This window comes from Pseudomonas ulcerans, assembly GCF_036324125.1.
GTDB classification, from domain to species: Bacteria; Pseudomonadota; Gammaproteobacteria; order Pseudomonadales; family Pseudomonadaceae; genus Aquipseudomonas; species Aquipseudomonas ulcerans.
On sequence record NZ_JAZDQN010000011.1, the window covers coordinates 100,802 to 116,885 of the forward strand.

Sequence of the window (16,084 nt, forward strand, 5' to 3'; positions counted from 1 at the left end):
CACTGTCGTTCAGGGCCAAGTCTATGTCGTTACGCATCTGCATCCTGGAAACCGACGTCCTGCGACCCGAGCTGGTCGAGCAGTATCAGGGCTATGGACGGATGTTCGAGCAACTGTTCACCCAGCAACCGATCGCCGCCGAATTCAGCGTCTACAACGTGATGAATGGCCACTACCCGCCGGAAGACGAAGTCTTCGATGCCTATCTTGTGACGGGCAGCAAGGCCGATTCGTTCGGTGACGATCCGTGGATCGGCAAGCTCAAGGCATTCCTGCTGGATCGCTACCAGCGTGGCGACAAGCTGCTAGGCGTGTGTTTCGGCCACCAGTTGCTGGCCCTGCTGCTGGGCGGCAAGACCGAGCGCGCGACCCAGGGCTGGGGCGTCGGCACCCACCGCTACGTGATGGCCGCCCGTGCGCCATGGTTGAGCCCGCAGGTGGAAGAACTGACCCTGCTGATCAGCCACCAGGACCAGGTCACCGCCCTGCCGGAAAATGCCACGGTGATCGCCTCCAGCGATTTCTGCCCGTACGCCGCGTACCACATCGGCGACCAGGTGCTGTGCTTCCAGGGCCACCCGGAATTCATCCACGACTATTCCCGCGCGCTGCTCGACCTGCGCCAGGCCAGCCTGGGCGAGGCGGTGTACCGCAAGGGCATCGACAGCCTGGGGGTAGAGCACCAGGGCCAGACCGTCGCGGAATGGATGATGCGCTTCGTCGCCCAGCCTAAAGCCAGCCCGAACGCTTGAAACTGCCATAGAGCGCGACACAGCCCACCGCAATGGCCCCCAGTACGGCGAAATAGCCGTAGTGCCAGCTCAGCTCCGGCATGTTCTGGAAGTTCATGCCATAGATCCCCGCCACTGCGGTTGGGAACGCCAGGATCGCCGCCCAGGCGGCGAACTTGCGTTGCACGATGCTCTGCCGCGATGATTCCAGCAGCATGCCGATCTCGATGGTCTGGCTGGCCAGGTCGCGGATTCCCGCCAGGTCTTCCATCTGCCGCGTGACATGGATCTGCACATCGCGGAAGTACGGGCGCATGTTCTTGTCGATGAAGGGGAAGGTCAGGCGCTGCAGTTCTTCGCTGACCTCCACCATCGGCGCCACGTAGCGGCGCAGGCGCAGGATGTCGCGGCGCAGGTTGTGGATGCGGCGGATATCCTCTTCCACCAGCGAGCCGGCGAGCACGCTTTGCTCCAGTTCCTCGATCTCGCCGTGGATGGCTTCGCTGACCGGCTGGTAGTTCTCGGTGACGAAGTCGAGCAGGGCGTAGAGGACGAAGTCCTCGCCGTGCTCCAGGAGCAGGGGGCGTGCCTCGCAGCGCTGGCGCACCAGCGCGTAGGACTTCGAATGACCATTGCGGCAGGTGATGATGTAGCCCTTGCCGGCGAAGATATGGGTTTCGATGAATTCCAGCCTGCCGTCCTGGCGCACCGGTGAATAGGTGACGATGAACAGCGCATCGCCGAAGGTTTCCAGCTTCGGCCGGCTGTGCTTTTCCAGGGCATCCTCGATGGCCAGTTCGTGCAGGTTGAACTGACGTTGCAGGTTGGCCAGTTCCTGGGCGTTGGGTTCTTCCAGGCCGATCCAGACGAAATGCCCGGGCTTGTTGGCCCATTCGGCGCCCTCGTCGAGGCTGATGTTGGTGACCTTCCTGCCGGCGCTGTACACCGCCGCTGCTACGACTCGACCCATGGTTGTGCGCATCCTCCGCGTTGACATGACAGACAGCTTGGTCTGACCGCGGCGAAACGGCAACTTCTCAGCCGCGCTGGCGCTCCCGCTCCATCAGGTCGATGCAGGTCTGCATTTGCGTGCGGCATTGTTCCATCAGCGCCGGGATGTCCTGCTGGGTCATGCCGGTGGTGGAAATCGGCGGCAGCGAGCGGATCATCACCTTTTCCCGGCGCCAGCCGTTGAGGTTGAGGCGCCTGGCGTAGCGACTGACACAGACCGGGACAATCGGCACGCCGGCTTCGATGGCCATGTGGAACGCGCCTTTCTTGAACGGGTGCAACTGCTCCTCCGGGTTGCGCGTGCCCTCCGGGAAGATCCAGATCGAGGTGTGCTTTTCCTGCAGGGTTCGGGTGGTGAGCTGCATGGCGCGGCGGGCCTGGTAGGCGTTGCCCCGGTCCACCAGCACGTTGCCGCCGAGCCAGAACAGCTGGCCGAACAACGGAATCCAGCCCAGGCTCTTCTTGCCGACGCAGACGGTGCGCGGCGGTACCACGTGGCCGAGGACGAACAGGTCGTGGTTGGACTGGTGGTTGGCGATGATCACGCAGCCGGGCGGCTGGTCGAACAGCGGGCCGACCTCGGCCTCGATCTTCAGGCGCAGCAGCCAGCTCGATGGCCAGGCGTACAGGCGCGCGTAGAGTCGGCTGTTATCGGGATTGAAGGGACGGCACAGGCCGATGACCACGCCGACCAGGCTCGCCAGGATGAAATGCACGCCTAATAGAAGCATGCGGGGAATAAAGAGCATTCGTACGACTCACTCGACAAAACGCGAGGGAGTGTACGGATGTGCACCAAGGGCGGCAAACGCCGTGTGAGGGTGCTCCGGCGTCCGCAGCAGGACGCCGGAGCGAGCGGGCGATCAGCCCATGTGTTCCTGGTCGCGGATGATGGCGTCGTCGAGGGTGTCCAGCAGCGCCTTGCGTACCTTGAGCTTGGTGTTCTTGTGCGCGCTCATGTTGATCTTCTTCAACTGGCGCGCTGCGCCCAGGGCGGTTTCCACCAGCTGTTCGGCCGGCACTACCTTGTCGAGGAAACCGGCATCCACGGCGCTGGCCGGGTCGAACATCTCGCCATTGATCACCGAGCGATGGAAGGCCGAGCGGCGCAGGCGGTCACGGGCCAGCTCGATACCGGCGTGGTGCATGGTCATGCCGATCTGTACCTCGTTCAGGCCGATGCTGAACGGGCCTTCGACGCCGATGCGGTAGTCGGCCGAGAGCAGCAGGAAGGCGCCCTTGGCCACGGCATGGCCGGGGCAGGCGACGATCACCGGGAACGGGTGGGAGAGCAGGCGACGGGCCAGGGTCGAGCCGGCGGTGACCAGCGATACCGCGGCCTGCGGGCTGGCGGTCATCACCTTGAGGTCGTAGCCACCGGACAGGATGCCCGGCTGGCCGGTGATGATCACCACGGCGCGGTCTTCGCTGGCGCGGTCCAGCGCGGCATTGAAGGCGGCGATCACGTCGGGGGAAATGGCGTTGACCTTGCCGTTGTTCAGGGTCAGGGTCGCGATGCCATCTTCGAGGTGGTAGGTAATCAGCTCACTCATGACGGGATTCCTTGTAGGAGAAGTGGCGAGAAAGTGGCAAGACGTTACCCAGCCACTGCGGTCAGGTAAAGCACGATGACTGACCGGTTGGTCATCGTTTCCTCCATGACCCTTGTCCGCCGGGCGCAGGGTGGAGAAGTGCCGCAAGGCACACCAGGGATTGGCTGAAATGCCATGGCCTGCTGCGCTTTTCCGGGCTTCGGCATAAATATTTGAAAATTCTGAAAAAAACCTTTGCCAAGTGAAAAGGTTTCGACTAAATTAGCGCGCCTCGACAGGCTGAAAGGCTTGAAGAGATCCGGTGAAGTGTCCGAGCGGTTGAAGGAGCACGCCTGGAAAGTGTGTATACAGGAAACTGTATCAAGGGTTCGAATCCCTTCTTCACCGCCACTTTCGTAATACTGAAAACCCCTGAAAACGTTAGAGTTTTCAGGGGTTTTTTGTTTTCAGCTTCCGGGTTTAGGACACTTTTAGGACGGAATTGGCGTCATCCATGCCGCTATGCGCCGCTCTCGCCCGACCCGAAACCCATCATCTGTGAAACCATGGTCGCCATGCTTTTGGTGTCCATGGGAATCCAGCGCCCGTAGTGCTTTTTCACCATGGTGGTATCCGAATGCCCCAGCTGGCGGGCCACCCATTCGACCGGGACGTAACTGGACAGCGCCTGACTCGCGAACGTATGCCGGCACTGGTTCGGCCCTCGGTGGCGCACTCCCACCTTGACCAGGTGAGAAGTGAACCAGCGTCCCAGGCTTGATGAGTGCCAAGGTCCGCCGCTGTGAGCATTGCGGAACACGAAACGAACATGCTCCTTTTTGGTGGTGATGTTGTCGCGCTGCACGACCTCAATAGTCACGCTTGGTATGTCAGCTGTGAACTGCGCTTGTTTCCTCAGGTATTGCAGGGCAGGCTGGATCAGCTCGATGGTCCGGATGCGGCTCCGTTCTTTTGGAACCTTGTATTCGCTGTAAACGCGAGCGCGCTGGATCTTTACGGTACCGGCTTCGAGATCAACATCATCCCATCCGATGGCTACTAGTTCAGAAACGGAAAGTCCAGCCCAGCAGTCGAAGAGGATCATGTTTGCATCTTCGGTCCTCCACTCTTTGATGACGCTGATCTTCTCGATCTCTTCCCTGGTGAACGGATCTGCGAACTCGTCTTCACCATCGCGCTCGATGTTCTTGATGCGATCGAGCGGGTTGGTTCGCAGCACGCCGTCCGCAAACGCATCTCCCCACACCCCTCGGACCACGGTGAAGATGTCGTTTACTGTTTTCGGGGTGAGTCCTTCTTTCAGCAACTGCGCCTGGAACAGTTCAAGATCGCTCTTGCTCACATCGACAATGCGCCGTGGACCAAACTTGTCCGTTACGTGTTTCGCCTTGTAGCCGTAGTTCTTGCTGGTACTGCTGGCTTTCTTCGCGATCTGGACTTCGAGCCAGCGGCCCACTCCGTCACTGACGGAACGGTTTTGATCGACTCCCACCTGGCCGCTGAGTAAGGCGCCACGGCGTGAGTTTGGGAAATGGGCCAGGTAGTTGAAACGCCCATCCTTGATTTCAGCAAGGATCGTCCGGCGTTTGTTGTCTGCGTAGGCAATTGCGGCTTTGTTGATCTTCAGGATGCCGGCCAGCGGTTCTTTACACCGCTGGCCGTGGAGCATGAAAGATATGCGCAGTTGATTGCCGTTGCGTTCGACGCCGCGAGGCAACTTCTCTGTCATGGCTTCCCTTCCATCCAGCCTTCGATTTCGGAGCGGTTATAGACGACCCGATTAGCTGGATCCCAGCGCCAGTGTCGGCCTTCCAGCCAGAGGCCGTTGGTGCGGTACTTGCGGGCGGCTTCGGTGCTCAGCCCAAAGATGGGGAACAGCAGCTCTTGCCTTACCCAGTTGGCGGGGTTGATGAAAAATTCATGCTTGGTCGCCGGTTCGGCTTGCTTGATATCAATTGGTACAACGGTGCTCTTGGCCATGGGGCTTTCCTTATCGCAGGGGGCGCAGGCCCTTCGCCTGCTGGAGTTTCTTGGCGGCCTGGTTGGCCATGACGGATTCCCACTCAGCGCTCTTACGCTGTTGGCGGATCCGGCTGCATTTGTCGTGTCGGTATGCGGATCTCGCCTTCCCGCAGATGTCGCACATGACGTTGAGGTCGAGGGTGTAGGTGGCCAAACGTGGGCGGCTGCGCTCAGTCATGGTGTGCCTCGCGAGCTGCTCGCCGATCAAGGCGGTCCAGTTCGGCCAGGATCAGCGCTCCCGCCTTGATGAGCATCAGGCGCTGATTGGTTGGCTTCCAGCACTCTTTCGCCCAAGGCCAGAGTCCTTGTTGTCCTGAATTGAGGTAGTCGATGTGATCGTCTGGGCGGGCGCCCCTAGGGTCTGCCCAGAATGCATAGGTGCTTGCAGCCTGGGCGAGTTCGCCGTAGGTGTATTGGTCATCCTTCCCTGGCGTGTAACCCTCTTCCCGAACTTGTCGGCGGCGCTCTGCGAGGAGGTCTCGAACCGCAATGCTCCACGTTGGACTTTGCGACTGGAGCAGTGACCTGGTTGCCTTGATCTGTTCGGTCAGAGCTTCATTTGCCGTGTCTGTAAGCTGCACCCAGTCCTCCAGCAGCGAGCACGAGCGCTCGGCCAACTGGAGAAGATGGAAGTTGAGGTCGGGCTGATCGCCCTCCGCTTTGTTGAGGCCGTGCACGACCGTAGGTGCGGCGGTATGGCTGTCAGAGGGTTGGATGTTGATCTCGGGCTTCCAGCCCTCGGTGTTTGTTTTCTGGCGGTGGCGCTCGATTTCTGCGATCAGTCCCAGGGTCACCGCCGGCGGCATAGCCATACCGTAGTCGTTGCCTGCTACCGCATCGTACGGGTTGGACTTGGCCGCTGTGGCCAGGATCTTCAATTCGTGCAAGTCGATGTTCATGCTGTGTGCTCCAGTAGTCCGCCACGATGCAGTGAGTTCATGCAGGCCCGGTTGAGCCAAAGGCACTCTGTGCGAGTCGCTCCGCCCCGTCCGGCGCTGATACGGGCCTGCGTTGAGTTCAACGTCCAGCCCAGGAGGGCGTCCGCGTAGAGCTCGCTGGCGTAGCCGCTCAAGACGACCATCCCTTTCAGCGAGCACAGCGTTTGCAGGAGCTCCGCGTGCTGCTCGTCGGTCATCTCATGCCTGTAGTAGCGGCCGGACTGGGCGCCGCGTACCCGGGTGTCATGCAGGTAGGGCGGGTCGACGTAGTGAAGGGTTCGCGGGGAGTCGTGCCCAAGCATCACTTCCAGCGCCGGGCGGTTCTCGATCAGGACGCCGGCGAGACGTTGGCCGACGGCTGCGAGTTGATCCGGATAGCGAGCCCACAGCTGTTGCGCGGTGCCATACTGACGGGCGCAGTCGATTCGGAATCCCGTCGTGCCCTTGCTGGCCCCGGCCGACCCGAACCCCATCTGGGCTCGAATGATCGTGCGCCGTGCGCGCTCCACGGGATCCTCCGTCGCGAGCCAGGCAAGTTCGAACTCTTCCCGGGCGTAAGGTGTGAGAACAAGCTGCTCGACCAGGATGGCGCGAGTCTCGACGCCCTGCAGCACGCGGAACAGGTTCACGACATCACCGTCGAGGTCGTTGTACACCTCGCCGTGTGCCCGTGGTTTCTGCATGAGTACGCCTGCCGCGCCGCCGAAGGGTTCGACGTAAACCTGGTGCGGTGGGAAGTGCTCTATGACCCAGTTGGCCAGACGGAACTTGCCGCCGTGGTAGCGGATGACCGGAGCCCTGACCTCTGCTGTGGTTGCGCTCGCCATCACGCAGCCTCCCGTTGAGCGACGCTCAGGCCGACAGCGACTGGGCGTACCCAAATCGGCAGGCTGCTGAGTACGAAGGTTTCGCCCTGGGCGACCAGCAGCAAGGTGGTGCCCATGACATGACCGATCGCTTCTGCTGCGTAGGGCGGCACTGCGTTTCCGATCCGCTCGCGCCAGGCTTGGTCACTCAGGCCGTCCAGTTCCAGTTGTTCTTCGGGTTCGACAAGGCTCTGAATCGCAGCCAGTTCGAGGGTCGTGAAAGGGCGATGGTGTGTGCCGTCAAGGGACTGAATCACGCAGGTCAGGCGGTCATTGGCAGCAGGCAGTCGAGGGTCTGCAACGCTCCAGCGGCCGTTGTCGTGCATCGCACTGGCGGATACCGCGCCTGCTGGCCCCGTCCAGGGCACCACGCCGTAGTGTCCACCGGCGACCCACGGATCTCCTTTGAGGCGGTTGAGGCCGGGCCGGGGGTCCGCAACTGAAAGCTGCCCGCCCTGAACCCCTTTGCCTCCGGCGATGACCGTGCCTGACGGCTTGTCGAACGGAATTACCCGGTAGTTCCCGCTGTGACGGTTCCAGTTGGGGCGGGGGTCGGCAATGCTGAATGTTCCTTGCCCTGGGCTCTTGACGCCTATGATTGCGCCGCTCGTATCCTGCCAGCGTCGGACACCATACTGCTGGTACTGTAATGCGCCTGCAGGGCTCCTGGGGTCGGCCACGGAGAATGCTCCGTTCGTTGGGCTGGAACGCCCGGCCGCGGTGCCCATGCTGTTCTCCCAACTGTGAACCCCAATGTATCCGGCGCGGTATTCCGGCACAATGATCAGGTCGCGCAGGTAGCCGTCCTCGATCGCTAGATCGTTCAGGCTGCGCCAGTCCTTCCCGGCTTCAACCAAGGCGAGTCGCACCCAGGTCTTCCACTGGAGTGAAGGGATCCGATGCATAGGGCCGCCTGCCTCGACATCGCCTGCCAGCGGCATGCGGCTGAGAATGTCGCCGACTGCTCGCAATGTCTTTTGCTCGGGCTCATAGAGGAACGCAGGAACCTTATCGACGTGGCGAGCGACCAACAGGAAGCGCTTGCGGCTCTGTGCCAGCCCGCCGATCACTCCGCAGTCATGAGTGGTCTCGGCCGCGGCATAGCCGAAGCTCCCCAGCAGGCTGTTGATCTGGTCGAGCAGGTGCCGAGCGCGTGTGGCCAGTCGTGGGACATTCTCGAACACGAGCAGGGGGACTGGGTCGTCCGCCCAGGCTTCGCCAAACAGCCAGATGCATCGCAGCGTCAGTTCGTTCAGCGCCTGGTACTTCGGTGTCTGGCTCATCTTCTCGGACAGAAGACCGCTCGCGCCCTTGCAAGGACTGCTGATGAACACTGCGTCCGGACGCTGGCCACCAGCTGCGCGGCGAATGTCTTCGGGCGTTGCCTCTTGCCAACCTGGCGGCGGCTCCTTGCCATGAAAGCGTGTGTACTGATCGCGTGTGAACAAGTCCAGCAGGGTACCCTTCACACCACTCAGGCGCTCGAAGTCCGCCAGACCAGCTGGATCAACGTCGACACCGCCAAGGCACTGCCACTCGGCCTGAAGGTTGCCGACGATGGGCTTCGCGCGGTTGAACCCCTTGGCGCCGCCGCCCAGACCGCAGCACATGTGGAAGTGCTTGAGTACGTGCTTACGCAGAGTCATGCCGCGTCCTCCGTCTTGGCGGCTGGATCGTTCCGGCGTACTTCGGCAAGTACTAGTCCGGCCAGCCGCACCAGCGCCTCCGATTCCCGGGTGGCCCGATCACGCCATTCCTCGCTGCCTTTCATCGCGTCCCAAGTGCGGCGAGCCAGAACAAGGGTTTCAGAGGCTTGGATGATCAGCTTGTGATCGGTCGCGGTGACTGCGAGCCCTGTATACGCTTTGATCCGTTCCTCGAGGTCTTTGATGGTGCCGAGCAGCGCGGCGGTCTTCTTTAGGTGCGTGCGTTGCACCTGCTCACGATCGATCGCCGCGTTTTCCAGTTGTACTTCCAGATCCTGCAGGCGTTTCCAGGTCATCGCGTCACGCTGGGTGAGGCCATCGGTGGTGCCGCGCTCGTAGGCTCGCGCCCGCGCCCTGGCAAACAGGGTGGGCAGGAAGCAAAGGGTGAAGATCCATGCGACGGCGATGGCGAGCATGTAGTTGGGTATTTGCATTTGCTGTGCTCCGAAGCTGCCGGCGTCAGGCCTGTATGTGGTGGTGGCCTGACGCAAGCTGGGGTGCCCCTGGTGGCCGGGGCCGCCTGAATCACGCTGTCCGTTTTGCCGCTTGGTTGTCGAGGTAGTCGGCGAGGTCGTACAGGTAGATCACGTATTGCGCTTTGGCCGAGTTGTGCAGCTTCCTCAGCGACAGGTTGATCTCGCCCTTCTGGATCAACTCCCTGAACCGCCTGTCCGTTCCGATGTGGGGGAAGTAGTGTTCGCGAATGGCGGTCATGGACGGGCAGGGGCTGGCCCATTGGGTGCGCAATTGTTCCAGCGTCTTACTCATGGAGACTCCCGGGCCCCTCTTGGCCGGGCTGGAGCTTCGCGCGGATGACTTCGGCCAAGTGGTGCATGCTGATCCCAGTGGCGGCCGCCTGTAGTTCGCCCTGGGCGTCGGTGACAACTGCGCCGAAGGGGCGGGTAGGGGTGGTCGTGGGGATTACGTAGGCGATGTGGCCGGGAGTCAGTACCGCGTTTACGCAGTCTTGGGCTTCCATCAAGGCGATCGCCTGTTGGGATTGTTCGCCGGTGAAGGCCCGGCCGTTGGCCAGTTCTTCCAGATAGTCCCGCAGAGCCATGTATTTGGCGCTGTCGCCACGCTGCAGGGTGAGCGAGCCGGTAATCGGGCCGAACGTGACCTTGAGGTGGTGGGTGCGGTCGTCGTTCTCGACCGCGATGTGCACGTCAGTCGAGGTTTCAGGGCGGCGCATCTGGCAAGTGGCGGTGCCGCCGTTCTCCAGTGTTGGCTGCAGCAGCATGACGCGGCGGAGCGGGACGGTGTATTCGTTCATGCGGCCCCCTGCGTGGGGACGGCGCGAACAACGCCATTAGAGGAGATGACCAGTTGCAGGCCGGTGCTGCGCTGGAATTGGTCAGCGTGCTGCCGGCGACTGCAGATGGTGGGGTGCAGGTAAACGTTGCTTTGCGGGGGTGTGTTTCGCATGTTTCGTTCTCTATGGTGAGGGAGGACGAAACAAATAAAACGTATTGTTGTTTTTGTGTCAACACGTTTAGTTGTTGGTTAGGGCGCGAAAAACAACGAATAGTATGATCAGGGCGATGACAAGGGTGGGCCACCTGGTACTTCTGGCCTTGGTTGGTGGTGCGGTCTCTAGGGTGGCGTCGGCTGGAGGATTCAGGGCTAATGGGTCAAGCAGTTGGGCAAGGACGACGGGAATCGGTCCGGAATTTGACTCAAGTATTTTCTTGACGCTTGCAGACGCTACGGCGCCTTCGTCCATCAGTGGCGCGAGGGTTTGTGCGTACTCTTCGGGAACGTGGCCAATGGATTCGCCTCCCGTTGTCTCCACTACAATGGCAAACCTACTGTGCTTGTTCCCGGGATCCCTGCGGAGGGTTACCCTGGATCCTGTGCGGATGAACAGATCAATAATCTCCCCGCGTCCCTCGTGTCTCGTTCCGGCCACCATGAAGTCGGCAGTTGCTAGAGGGCGCTGACGTTTTTTTAAATCTTGGGCGGCTTTTTTTGCGTCAGCGGCAGATCGTTTGGTCACCAGTCTCTCTTCTGCAGCGGCGTTCTTTCGCGCTGCGACAGCGAGTTGGCGTTGGGTTGGGGGGAGAACTGTTTCGATCGCTTTTGCGATCTCGGCTCGCTCTTCCTCTGTAGCGGATTGATCGCTAGGCGATTTGCTTAGAATCTCTTTCAGGAAGTGAGCTGCTGGGAAATCCGTGTCGGGGTTGCGAATGAGCCACAGATTGATCGCGTGGATTTCTTCGTCGGCGATCATGCCGTCCGCAGTTACGGACTCGCAGATACTCAGAAGCTCCATGCCGGCTTCAGTCTGGAGCTGCTTCTTTGTAAGTGAAATTCTTCGTTTTGCAGCTTCCATGCTATCGCTCACCTAAAGTGCGCCGCCGTGCCAGACGATGCGCCCAATGATCTGCAGTTGATCTATGTCGGTTTCACTGATGGGCTGGTCGGGAAACGTGCGCTTGTCGTCATTATCGCTTCTAATGATCCAGCCTCCGGTGATCCCTTGGATTAAGCGCTTGATTATCAGCTCGCCGCCGTGGCGCCTGATTAAGTAGATGCGCCCGTCGCGCGGCTCGATCTGGCTTTGATCCAAAAGAACAACATCGCCGTCGCTGATGGTCGGCTCCATGCTGTGGCCTTGAGCGTAAATCACGTGGAGGTTCTGTTCTTTCAGTGCCATGCGATTCAGCCAGGCCCGCTTAAAAACCAGCCCGCCTTTAATTTCAACGTGATCGTTGAATCGTCCATTGCCAGCAGCGCCTAGCGCGCTGTATTGCGGAATCAATGCGTAGTCATCCTTGGAGGGGGCTTGCTGATCACCCTCGCTCAGCGCGGGAGCTTGGTAGCGCTCGCCACCCTCGATCAGCTCCATCAACGATATGCCCAGAGCGTCAGCCAGCAATCGCAGGTCGGTGATATTTGGTTCTCGAAGGTCTCGCTCGTAGTTGCCTATGCGAGCTTGGCCTTTTTCCCAGCCGCATTTTTCAGCGAGTGCACCCTGGGAAAGATGATTCTGTCGCCGTAAGCGGGCGATGCGCTGTCCGAGAGATTCCATTCAGAAAAAATATCACGATGCGTTTAGATGGTCTCAAACTAAACGTGTTGAAAAAACAACGTATCGTTGTTATGTTGTTTTTAGTTGGAGATCAGGAGCTTTTGGATGAATCGCATATCGCAGGTCCGGGCGCAGGGAGGGGTTACGCAGATCGCTTTGGCGGAGGCGCTCAAATGGTCGCAAGGTCGGCTGAGCAACTACGAGTCAGGAAGACGAGTCCCTGGACTGGCCGAGAGCCGAGCTGTTGTCGCGGCTCTGAATTCGTTGGGAGTGATATGCGGATTGGATGATGTATTCCCGCCCGACGGGGCTGAAAACTCTGAGTAAAGGAATGCCGAGCTGAGGTTTTCACCACAAAAATCCCCAGCCCAGCAAGTGGTGCAACGCACCACGCTAACCCGCCACCTGGACTCCCTCACCACAAGATCGTCCTGATGGCTAAACCGCATGCATGTCCGCACAGCAAGCAAAACAAAACACAACGGTTGTGGCCGTAGGATAGGTCCTAGCCTACCGGCGGTCCACACCGTTAATTAAGGATTAACGGTTATGAGTCGAATCGACACCCTGCCGGACGCTGGTCCGGTCCTTTCACTACGCCATGCGCTCTATCGCGCTGGCCGGAGCTACAAGGGCGGGATCACCACTCTCGCCTTCGATCTGGGTATGGACCTGGACGCTCTACAGAAGAAGCTCAAGCACGATGAAGAACGCCGCTGGCTATCTCCCGATGAGCTGGAGGAAGTTCTGCAATGGACCCAAGACAAGCGCGTCCTTGATGCGCTGGGCCGTGCGGCTGGGGTGGTCTGGTACCGCCCTCAACCTGTTCCCGCAACTAAAGAGCAACTTAAGGCCGTGGGCCAGTTGCTGGAGGAAGCGGCTCAGTTTGTCAGCAGCATGCATGAAGGCGCCGCTGACGATATTTGGGAGTTGCACGAAGTCCAGAAGCTGGAGGCTTGCGGCATGGACGTAATCCGGCAGGTGCTGGGGATCATGGCGGGCGCTCGTCAGGCCATGGAGGACCGTGCCCATGGATAACTTTGCAGATCCGATCGATCAGGCGGCTGAACAGTCTGAGCGTTTCCTTCAGGCTGCCCTGCAGCGCCATGTGAATCGTCCCGTCAAGCCTAGCGCGCAGTTCTGCGAGGACTGCGACGAGGCAATTCCTTTGGCTCGCCAAGAGGCGGCGCCTGGGTGTGATACCTGCATCGACTGTCAGGATCTGCGGGAGCGGCGGCGATGAGTGAGCGCCCAACAACTGCAACAGCTGATTGGGCGCGGCGTTACATCGAAGCCTTTGGCCTTGCCCTGGTGCCCATCGCACCGGGCGACAAGGCGCCCAAGGGTGACGCTTGGAACAAGCCGGGTGGCTACTTCACTGATGCTGACGAAGCTGAAACATTCTGGCAGGCGCACCCGAGGCATAACCTCGGTGTTGTGCTTGGCCCGTCGGGCGTCTGTTCGCTCGATGTCGACGATGTGGACATGTGCCGGATCGTCCTTCAGTCCACTGTCGGCTTGAACCTGGACTTGTTCGCCGAGCAGTACCCGACCGTCGTCGGTAACCCGGCGCGGTACCGGCTGCTGTTCCGCGTTCCTGACGGTGTTGAGTTGACCCGGCGGGCACTGGCATGGCCCAGCAAGGCTGACCCTGACGGATCGATCTACAGGGGCATCATGGCCCAGGTCAAGTCTGCCCGGGATGCCGGCGACACGCTCACCGAAAATGCCCTGCTGTTGGCTGCCACTCCATTCAAGAAGGTGACCGTGTTCGAACTTCGGGGTGGCCTGGTTCAAGACGTCCTGCCGCCTTCCATTCATCCGCAAACGGGCAAGCCCTATTTTTGGCGAAAGACCCCGGATGCTGCCGGCTTGCCTGTGCTGCCCGCTGAGCTGCTGAACATCTGGCAGGGATGGGACGAGTTCAAGGCTCAGGCTGAGGCAGCATGCCCTTGGCGCCCAAAACCGAGCGCAACGGTGCTTCGCGCAGTCGCGAAGCCTCGGCCATTGGCCCAGTCAGGCAATCGCGATCTGCCGGAAGTCATTCCTGAGTTCAACCGCGTGCACGACATCGCGACGATGATCGAAGCGCACGGATACAAGCGCATGGGTGACAAATGGCTATGCCCTCACAGCAGCAGTGGCGACCCGGGTGTCACCATCACTGACGGCAAGCTGTACTCGCACCACGGTTCTGACCCCCTTGCCAACGGCCATAAGAACGACGCTTTCGACGTGTACTGCATCCTGATGCACGACGGCGACCATCGAGCAGCAACTAGGGCGGCAGCGGTGGCCTTGGGCCTAGATGCGCGCTCGCGGCCCCCGGAGCCGCCGCCGCTCGGTGAGCTTCCCCGCACCCCATCGCTTGTCGAGCAGTTCGCACAGGCTAGCGAAGGTGATGCTCCAGCGGCTGACCAGGAGGCCCCCAGTCCGGCCGACCGAGAGGTTTCCTCCTCGGTCGAAGGGGGCGCGGGGGAGAGCGGGTTGGTGCTCAAGAGCGCCCTCCGTCGATTTGCACTGGTCGAAGGCACGACGAACGTGTGGGACATGGACAAGGGGCAGTCGATGAAACGGTCAGGCTTCGAAGCTCTGATCGGTAAGCCTGCTGCGAAAGCCTGGATGGACAGGACCGACAAGAAGCTGGTGTCTTCCGAGCAGGTCAAAGAGCTTGAACAGGCTCGGCGGATGTCCAGCAAGAAGGGCGGAGCGATGAATCTCGCTCCGCTCGATCGCTATGTGTACATCGACGGTACGAAAGAGGCTTGGGATCGGGAGAAGAAGCGCCGGCTGCCGGAGGGCAGCATCAAGATGGCGTTAGGGGATGCCTACCAGCTTTGGCTGAACAGCCCGACTCGTCGCGTGGTCGACGTCGATCACATCGTGTTCGACCCAACGATGACAAAAGACCCTGCGGTGTACATCAACACATTCGAGGGCTTGCCCTTGGAGCCTGTCCGCGATGATGCCGCGTGCGAAAACCTGCGGTGGCTGGTGTCTTTTCTGTGCAACCACGATGCCGAGGCCCTGGAATGGCTTACTAGGTGGTTGGCTTACCCGCTCCAGCATATGGGCGCGAAGATGGACACGGCGATTCTGTTTCACTCGACAATGGAGGGCTCCGGCAAGAGTCTGCTGTTCTCTGACGTCATGGGCGAGTTGTATGGCCGCTATGGCGCTACCGTCGGGCAGCAGCAGCTGGAGGGCAACTTCAACGCCTGGCAGAGCGGCAAGCTGTGGGCCGTCTTCGAAGAGGTCGTTAGCCGGGATCAGCGTTACAACCAGGTGGGCAAGATCAAGCACATGGTGACCGGCAAAACGGTCCGTATGGAGTCGAAGTTCATCAACGGTTGGGAAGAGTCCAACCATATGAACTCCGCATTTCTAAGCAACGAGATCATGCCCTGGCCGATCAGCGAAGACGACCGGCGCATGTTGGTCATGTGGCCGCAGGAAACTCTGCCGGCTGTCCGGCAGAAGGCGATCGCTCGGGAGCTGGCCAACGGTGGCGTCGCGGCCCTGTACGGATGGCTATTAAGCGTCGACTTGGCCGACTTCGACCAGCGCACTCGTCCGCCTAAGACTGAGGCTCGTCAACGGCTTGTCGAACTGAGTCGCACCGCTTGGCAGACGTTCTACAGCCTTTGGAGGCTTGGAGAGCTCGGGCACGGCCTATGGGGTTGCGCACTGACCTCCGACGTATATGCGATGTTTTTGGAGTGGTGCTCGCTCAACAAGGAGCACTCGATGAGCCAGACCAAGTTCTCGCTAATGCTCAGTGCGAAGGTAGATAAGACACGGGCTATCCCGTGGACCGATGGCAATACAAGACGCTTCGCCGCGTTCTTCTTTCCCTCTGATGGTGATCCTTCCCTGCCCCCATCCCTGAATGCGGCCGAGCTGGGCAAGAACGTCTCTGAATGGCGTGCTCGGGCAAAGCTGGCTGGCTGGACCGTGGACGGCTGGGATCACGTGAAAAGGACGCTTGCCGCATGACTACGTCTAGAAGTGTGTTGGGTGTGTTGGGTTTGTGTTGGGTTGAAATTGGAAAGCCAACACACGTTGGGGCCCCGGAAACCGTGGCTTGCGCGGATGGTGTGTTGGGTGTGTTGGGTTTGCGCGCGCGCGTGCGCGTGTGCGTTTTTTCTAATGGCGTCGGTCAACGACAAAAAAAATTCTACGCGAGGTCCGAAAAACCCAACACACCCAACACACTCAACACATAT

The 16,084-nt window shown here is 60.4% G+C and carries 19 protein-coding genes and 1 tRNA gene; 6 read left to right on the forward strand and 14 right to left on the reverse strand.

Going from position 1 to position 16,084, the window contains the following annotated elements; genetic code table 11:
* Positions 1-23: 23 nt before the first annotated feature.
* The gene (locus V0R59_RS12830; RefSeq protein WP_330076442.1) at positions 24-752 is read left to right on the forward strand and encodes an amidotransferase; all 729 of its coding nucleotides are present in this window, start codon (positions 24-26) and stop codon (positions 750-752) included.
* Here V0R59_RS12830 and V0R59_RS12835 read toward each other — a convergent pair.
* The 3 genes from V0R59_RS12835 to V0R59_RS12845 all read right to left on the reverse strand — a co-directional run bounded on the left by V0R59_RS12835 (position 730) and on the right by V0R59_RS12845 (position 3,295).
* Positions 730-1,701: a magnesium and cobalt transport protein CorA gene (locus tag V0R59_RS12835; RefSeq protein ID WP_330076443.1), complete on the reverse strand. Its 972-nt coding sequence runs from the start codon at positions 1,699-1,701 to the stop codon at positions 730-732. The two genes, V0R59_RS12830 and V0R59_RS12835, sit on opposite strands and share 23 nt — an antisense overlap.
* A 67-nt stretch (positions 1,702-1,768) precedes the next feature.
* A complete protein-coding gene (locus tag V0R59_RS12840) occupies positions 1,769-2,491 on the reverse strand; it encodes a lysophospholipid acyltransferase family protein (protein ID WP_330076444.1) in 723 nt (240 codons plus the stop codon).
* A 114-nt stretch (positions 2,492-2,605) separates the two neighbouring features.
* On the reverse strand, positions 2,606-3,295 hold the full coding sequence (locus V0R59_RS12845) for a crotonase/enoyl-CoA hydratase family protein (protein WP_330076445.1): 690 nt from the start codon (positions 3,293-3,295) through the stop codon (positions 2,606-2,608).
* 300 nt (positions 3,296-3,595) lie between these two features.
* On the opposite strand from V0R59_RS12845, the gene V0R59_RS12850 reads away from it, so the two are divergent.
* A tRNA-Ser gene (locus tag V0R59_RS12850) sits at positions 3,596-3,685 on the forward strand.
* A gap of 109 nt (positions 3,686-3,794) precedes the next feature.
* On the opposite strand, the gene V0R59_RS12855 is transcribed toward V0R59_RS12850, so the two are convergent.
* From V0R59_RS12855 to V0R59_RS12905, 11 genes are all read right to left on the reverse strand, one after another.
* Positions 3,795-5,024, reverse strand: a complete 1,230-nt coding sequence (locus tag V0R59_RS12855) for an Arm DNA-binding domain-containing protein (RefSeq protein ID WP_330076446.1) — start codon at positions 5,022-5,024, stop codon at positions 3,795-3,797.
* Positions 5,021-5,275: an excisionase family protein gene (gene xisR, locus V0R59_RS12860; RefSeq protein ID WP_330076447.1), complete on the reverse strand. Its 255-nt coding sequence runs from the start codon at positions 5,273-5,275 to the stop codon at positions 5,021-5,023. Before xisR ends, V0R59_RS12855 begins: the two co-directional genes overlap by 4 nt.
* Before the next feature lie 10 nt (positions 5,276-5,285).
* Positions 5,286-5,495, reverse strand: a complete 210-nt coding sequence (locus tag V0R59_RS12865; protein ID WP_330076448.1) for a hypothetical protein — start codon at positions 5,493-5,495, stop codon at positions 5,286-5,288.
* On the reverse strand, positions 5,488-6,216 hold the full coding sequence (locus tag V0R59_RS12870) for a hypothetical protein (protein WP_330076449.1): 729 nt from the start codon (positions 6,214-6,216) through the stop codon (positions 5,488-5,490). Before V0R59_RS12870 ends, V0R59_RS12865 begins: the two co-directional genes overlap by 8 nt.
* A complete protein-coding gene (locus V0R59_RS12875) occupies positions 6,213-7,082 on the reverse strand; it encodes a DNA adenine methylase (protein WP_330076450.1) in 870 nt (289 codons plus the stop codon). The genes V0R59_RS12870 and V0R59_RS12875 overlap by 4 nt, the downstream gene beginning before the upstream one ends.
* On the reverse strand, positions 7,082-8,767 hold the full coding sequence (locus tag V0R59_RS12880; protein WP_330076451.1) for a DNA cytosine methyltransferase: 1,686 nt from the start codon (positions 8,765-8,767) through the stop codon (positions 7,082-7,084). The genes V0R59_RS12875 and V0R59_RS12880 overlap by 1 nt, the downstream gene beginning before the upstream one ends.
* Positions 8,764-9,261, reverse strand: a complete 498-nt coding sequence (locus V0R59_RS12885) for a hypothetical protein (RefSeq protein WP_330076452.1) — start codon at positions 9,259-9,261, stop codon at positions 8,764-8,766. Before V0R59_RS12885 ends, V0R59_RS12880 begins: the two co-directional genes overlap by 4 nt.
* 91 nt (positions 9,262-9,352) lie before the next feature.
* Entirely contained in the window at positions 9,353-9,595 is a 243-nt protein-coding gene (locus V0R59_RS12890; protein ID WP_330076453.1) for a pyocin activator PrtN family protein, read from the reverse strand.
* Positions 9,588-10,100: a hypothetical protein gene (locus V0R59_RS12895; protein ID WP_330076454.1), complete on the reverse strand. Its 513-nt coding sequence runs from the start codon at positions 10,098-10,100 to the stop codon at positions 9,588-9,590. Before V0R59_RS12895 ends, V0R59_RS12890 begins: the two co-directional genes overlap by 8 nt.
* A 219-nt stretch (positions 10,101-10,319) precedes the next feature.
* Entirely contained in the window at positions 10,320-11,159 is an 840-nt protein-coding gene (locus tag V0R59_RS12900; protein WP_330076455.1) for an HIRAN domain-containing protein, read from the reverse strand.
* Between the two features lie 12 nt (positions 11,160-11,171).
* Positions 11,172-11,858, reverse strand: coding sequence for an XRE family transcriptional regulator (locus tag V0R59_RS12905; protein ID WP_330076456.1), 687 nt, complete (start codon positions 11,856-11,858; stop codon positions 11,172-11,174).
* Positions 11,859-11,963: 105 nt separating this feature from the next.
* Between V0R59_RS12905 and V0R59_RS12910 the strand changes: the two genes are divergently transcribed.
* The 4 genes from V0R59_RS12910 (at position 11,964) to V0R59_RS12925 (ending at position 15,854) form a co-directional block, all read left to right on the forward strand.
* Positions 11,964-12,185, forward strand: coding sequence for a helix-turn-helix transcriptional regulator (locus V0R59_RS12910; protein WP_330076457.1), 222 nt, complete (start codon positions 11,964-11,966; stop codon positions 12,183-12,185).
* Positions 12,186-12,407: 222 nt separating this feature from the next.
* Entirely contained in the window at positions 12,408-12,896 is a 489-nt protein-coding gene (locus tag V0R59_RS12915; RefSeq protein ID WP_330076458.1) for a phage regulatory CII family protein, read from the forward strand.
* Complete coding sequence (locus V0R59_RS12920; RefSeq protein WP_330076459.1) at positions 12,889-13,101, forward strand: TraR/DksA C4-type zinc finger protein; 213 nt, start codon at positions 12,889-12,891, stop codon at positions 13,099-13,101. The genes V0R59_RS12915 and V0R59_RS12920 overlap by 8 nt, the downstream gene beginning before the upstream one ends.
* Positions 13,098-15,854, forward strand: coding sequence for a bifunctional DNA primase/polymerase (locus tag V0R59_RS12925; protein WP_330076460.1), 2,757 nt, complete (start codon positions 13,098-13,100; stop codon positions 15,852-15,854). The genes V0R59_RS12920 and V0R59_RS12925 overlap by 4 nt, the downstream gene beginning before the upstream one ends.
* The last annotated feature ends 230 nt before the right edge of the window (positions 15,855-16,084 follow it).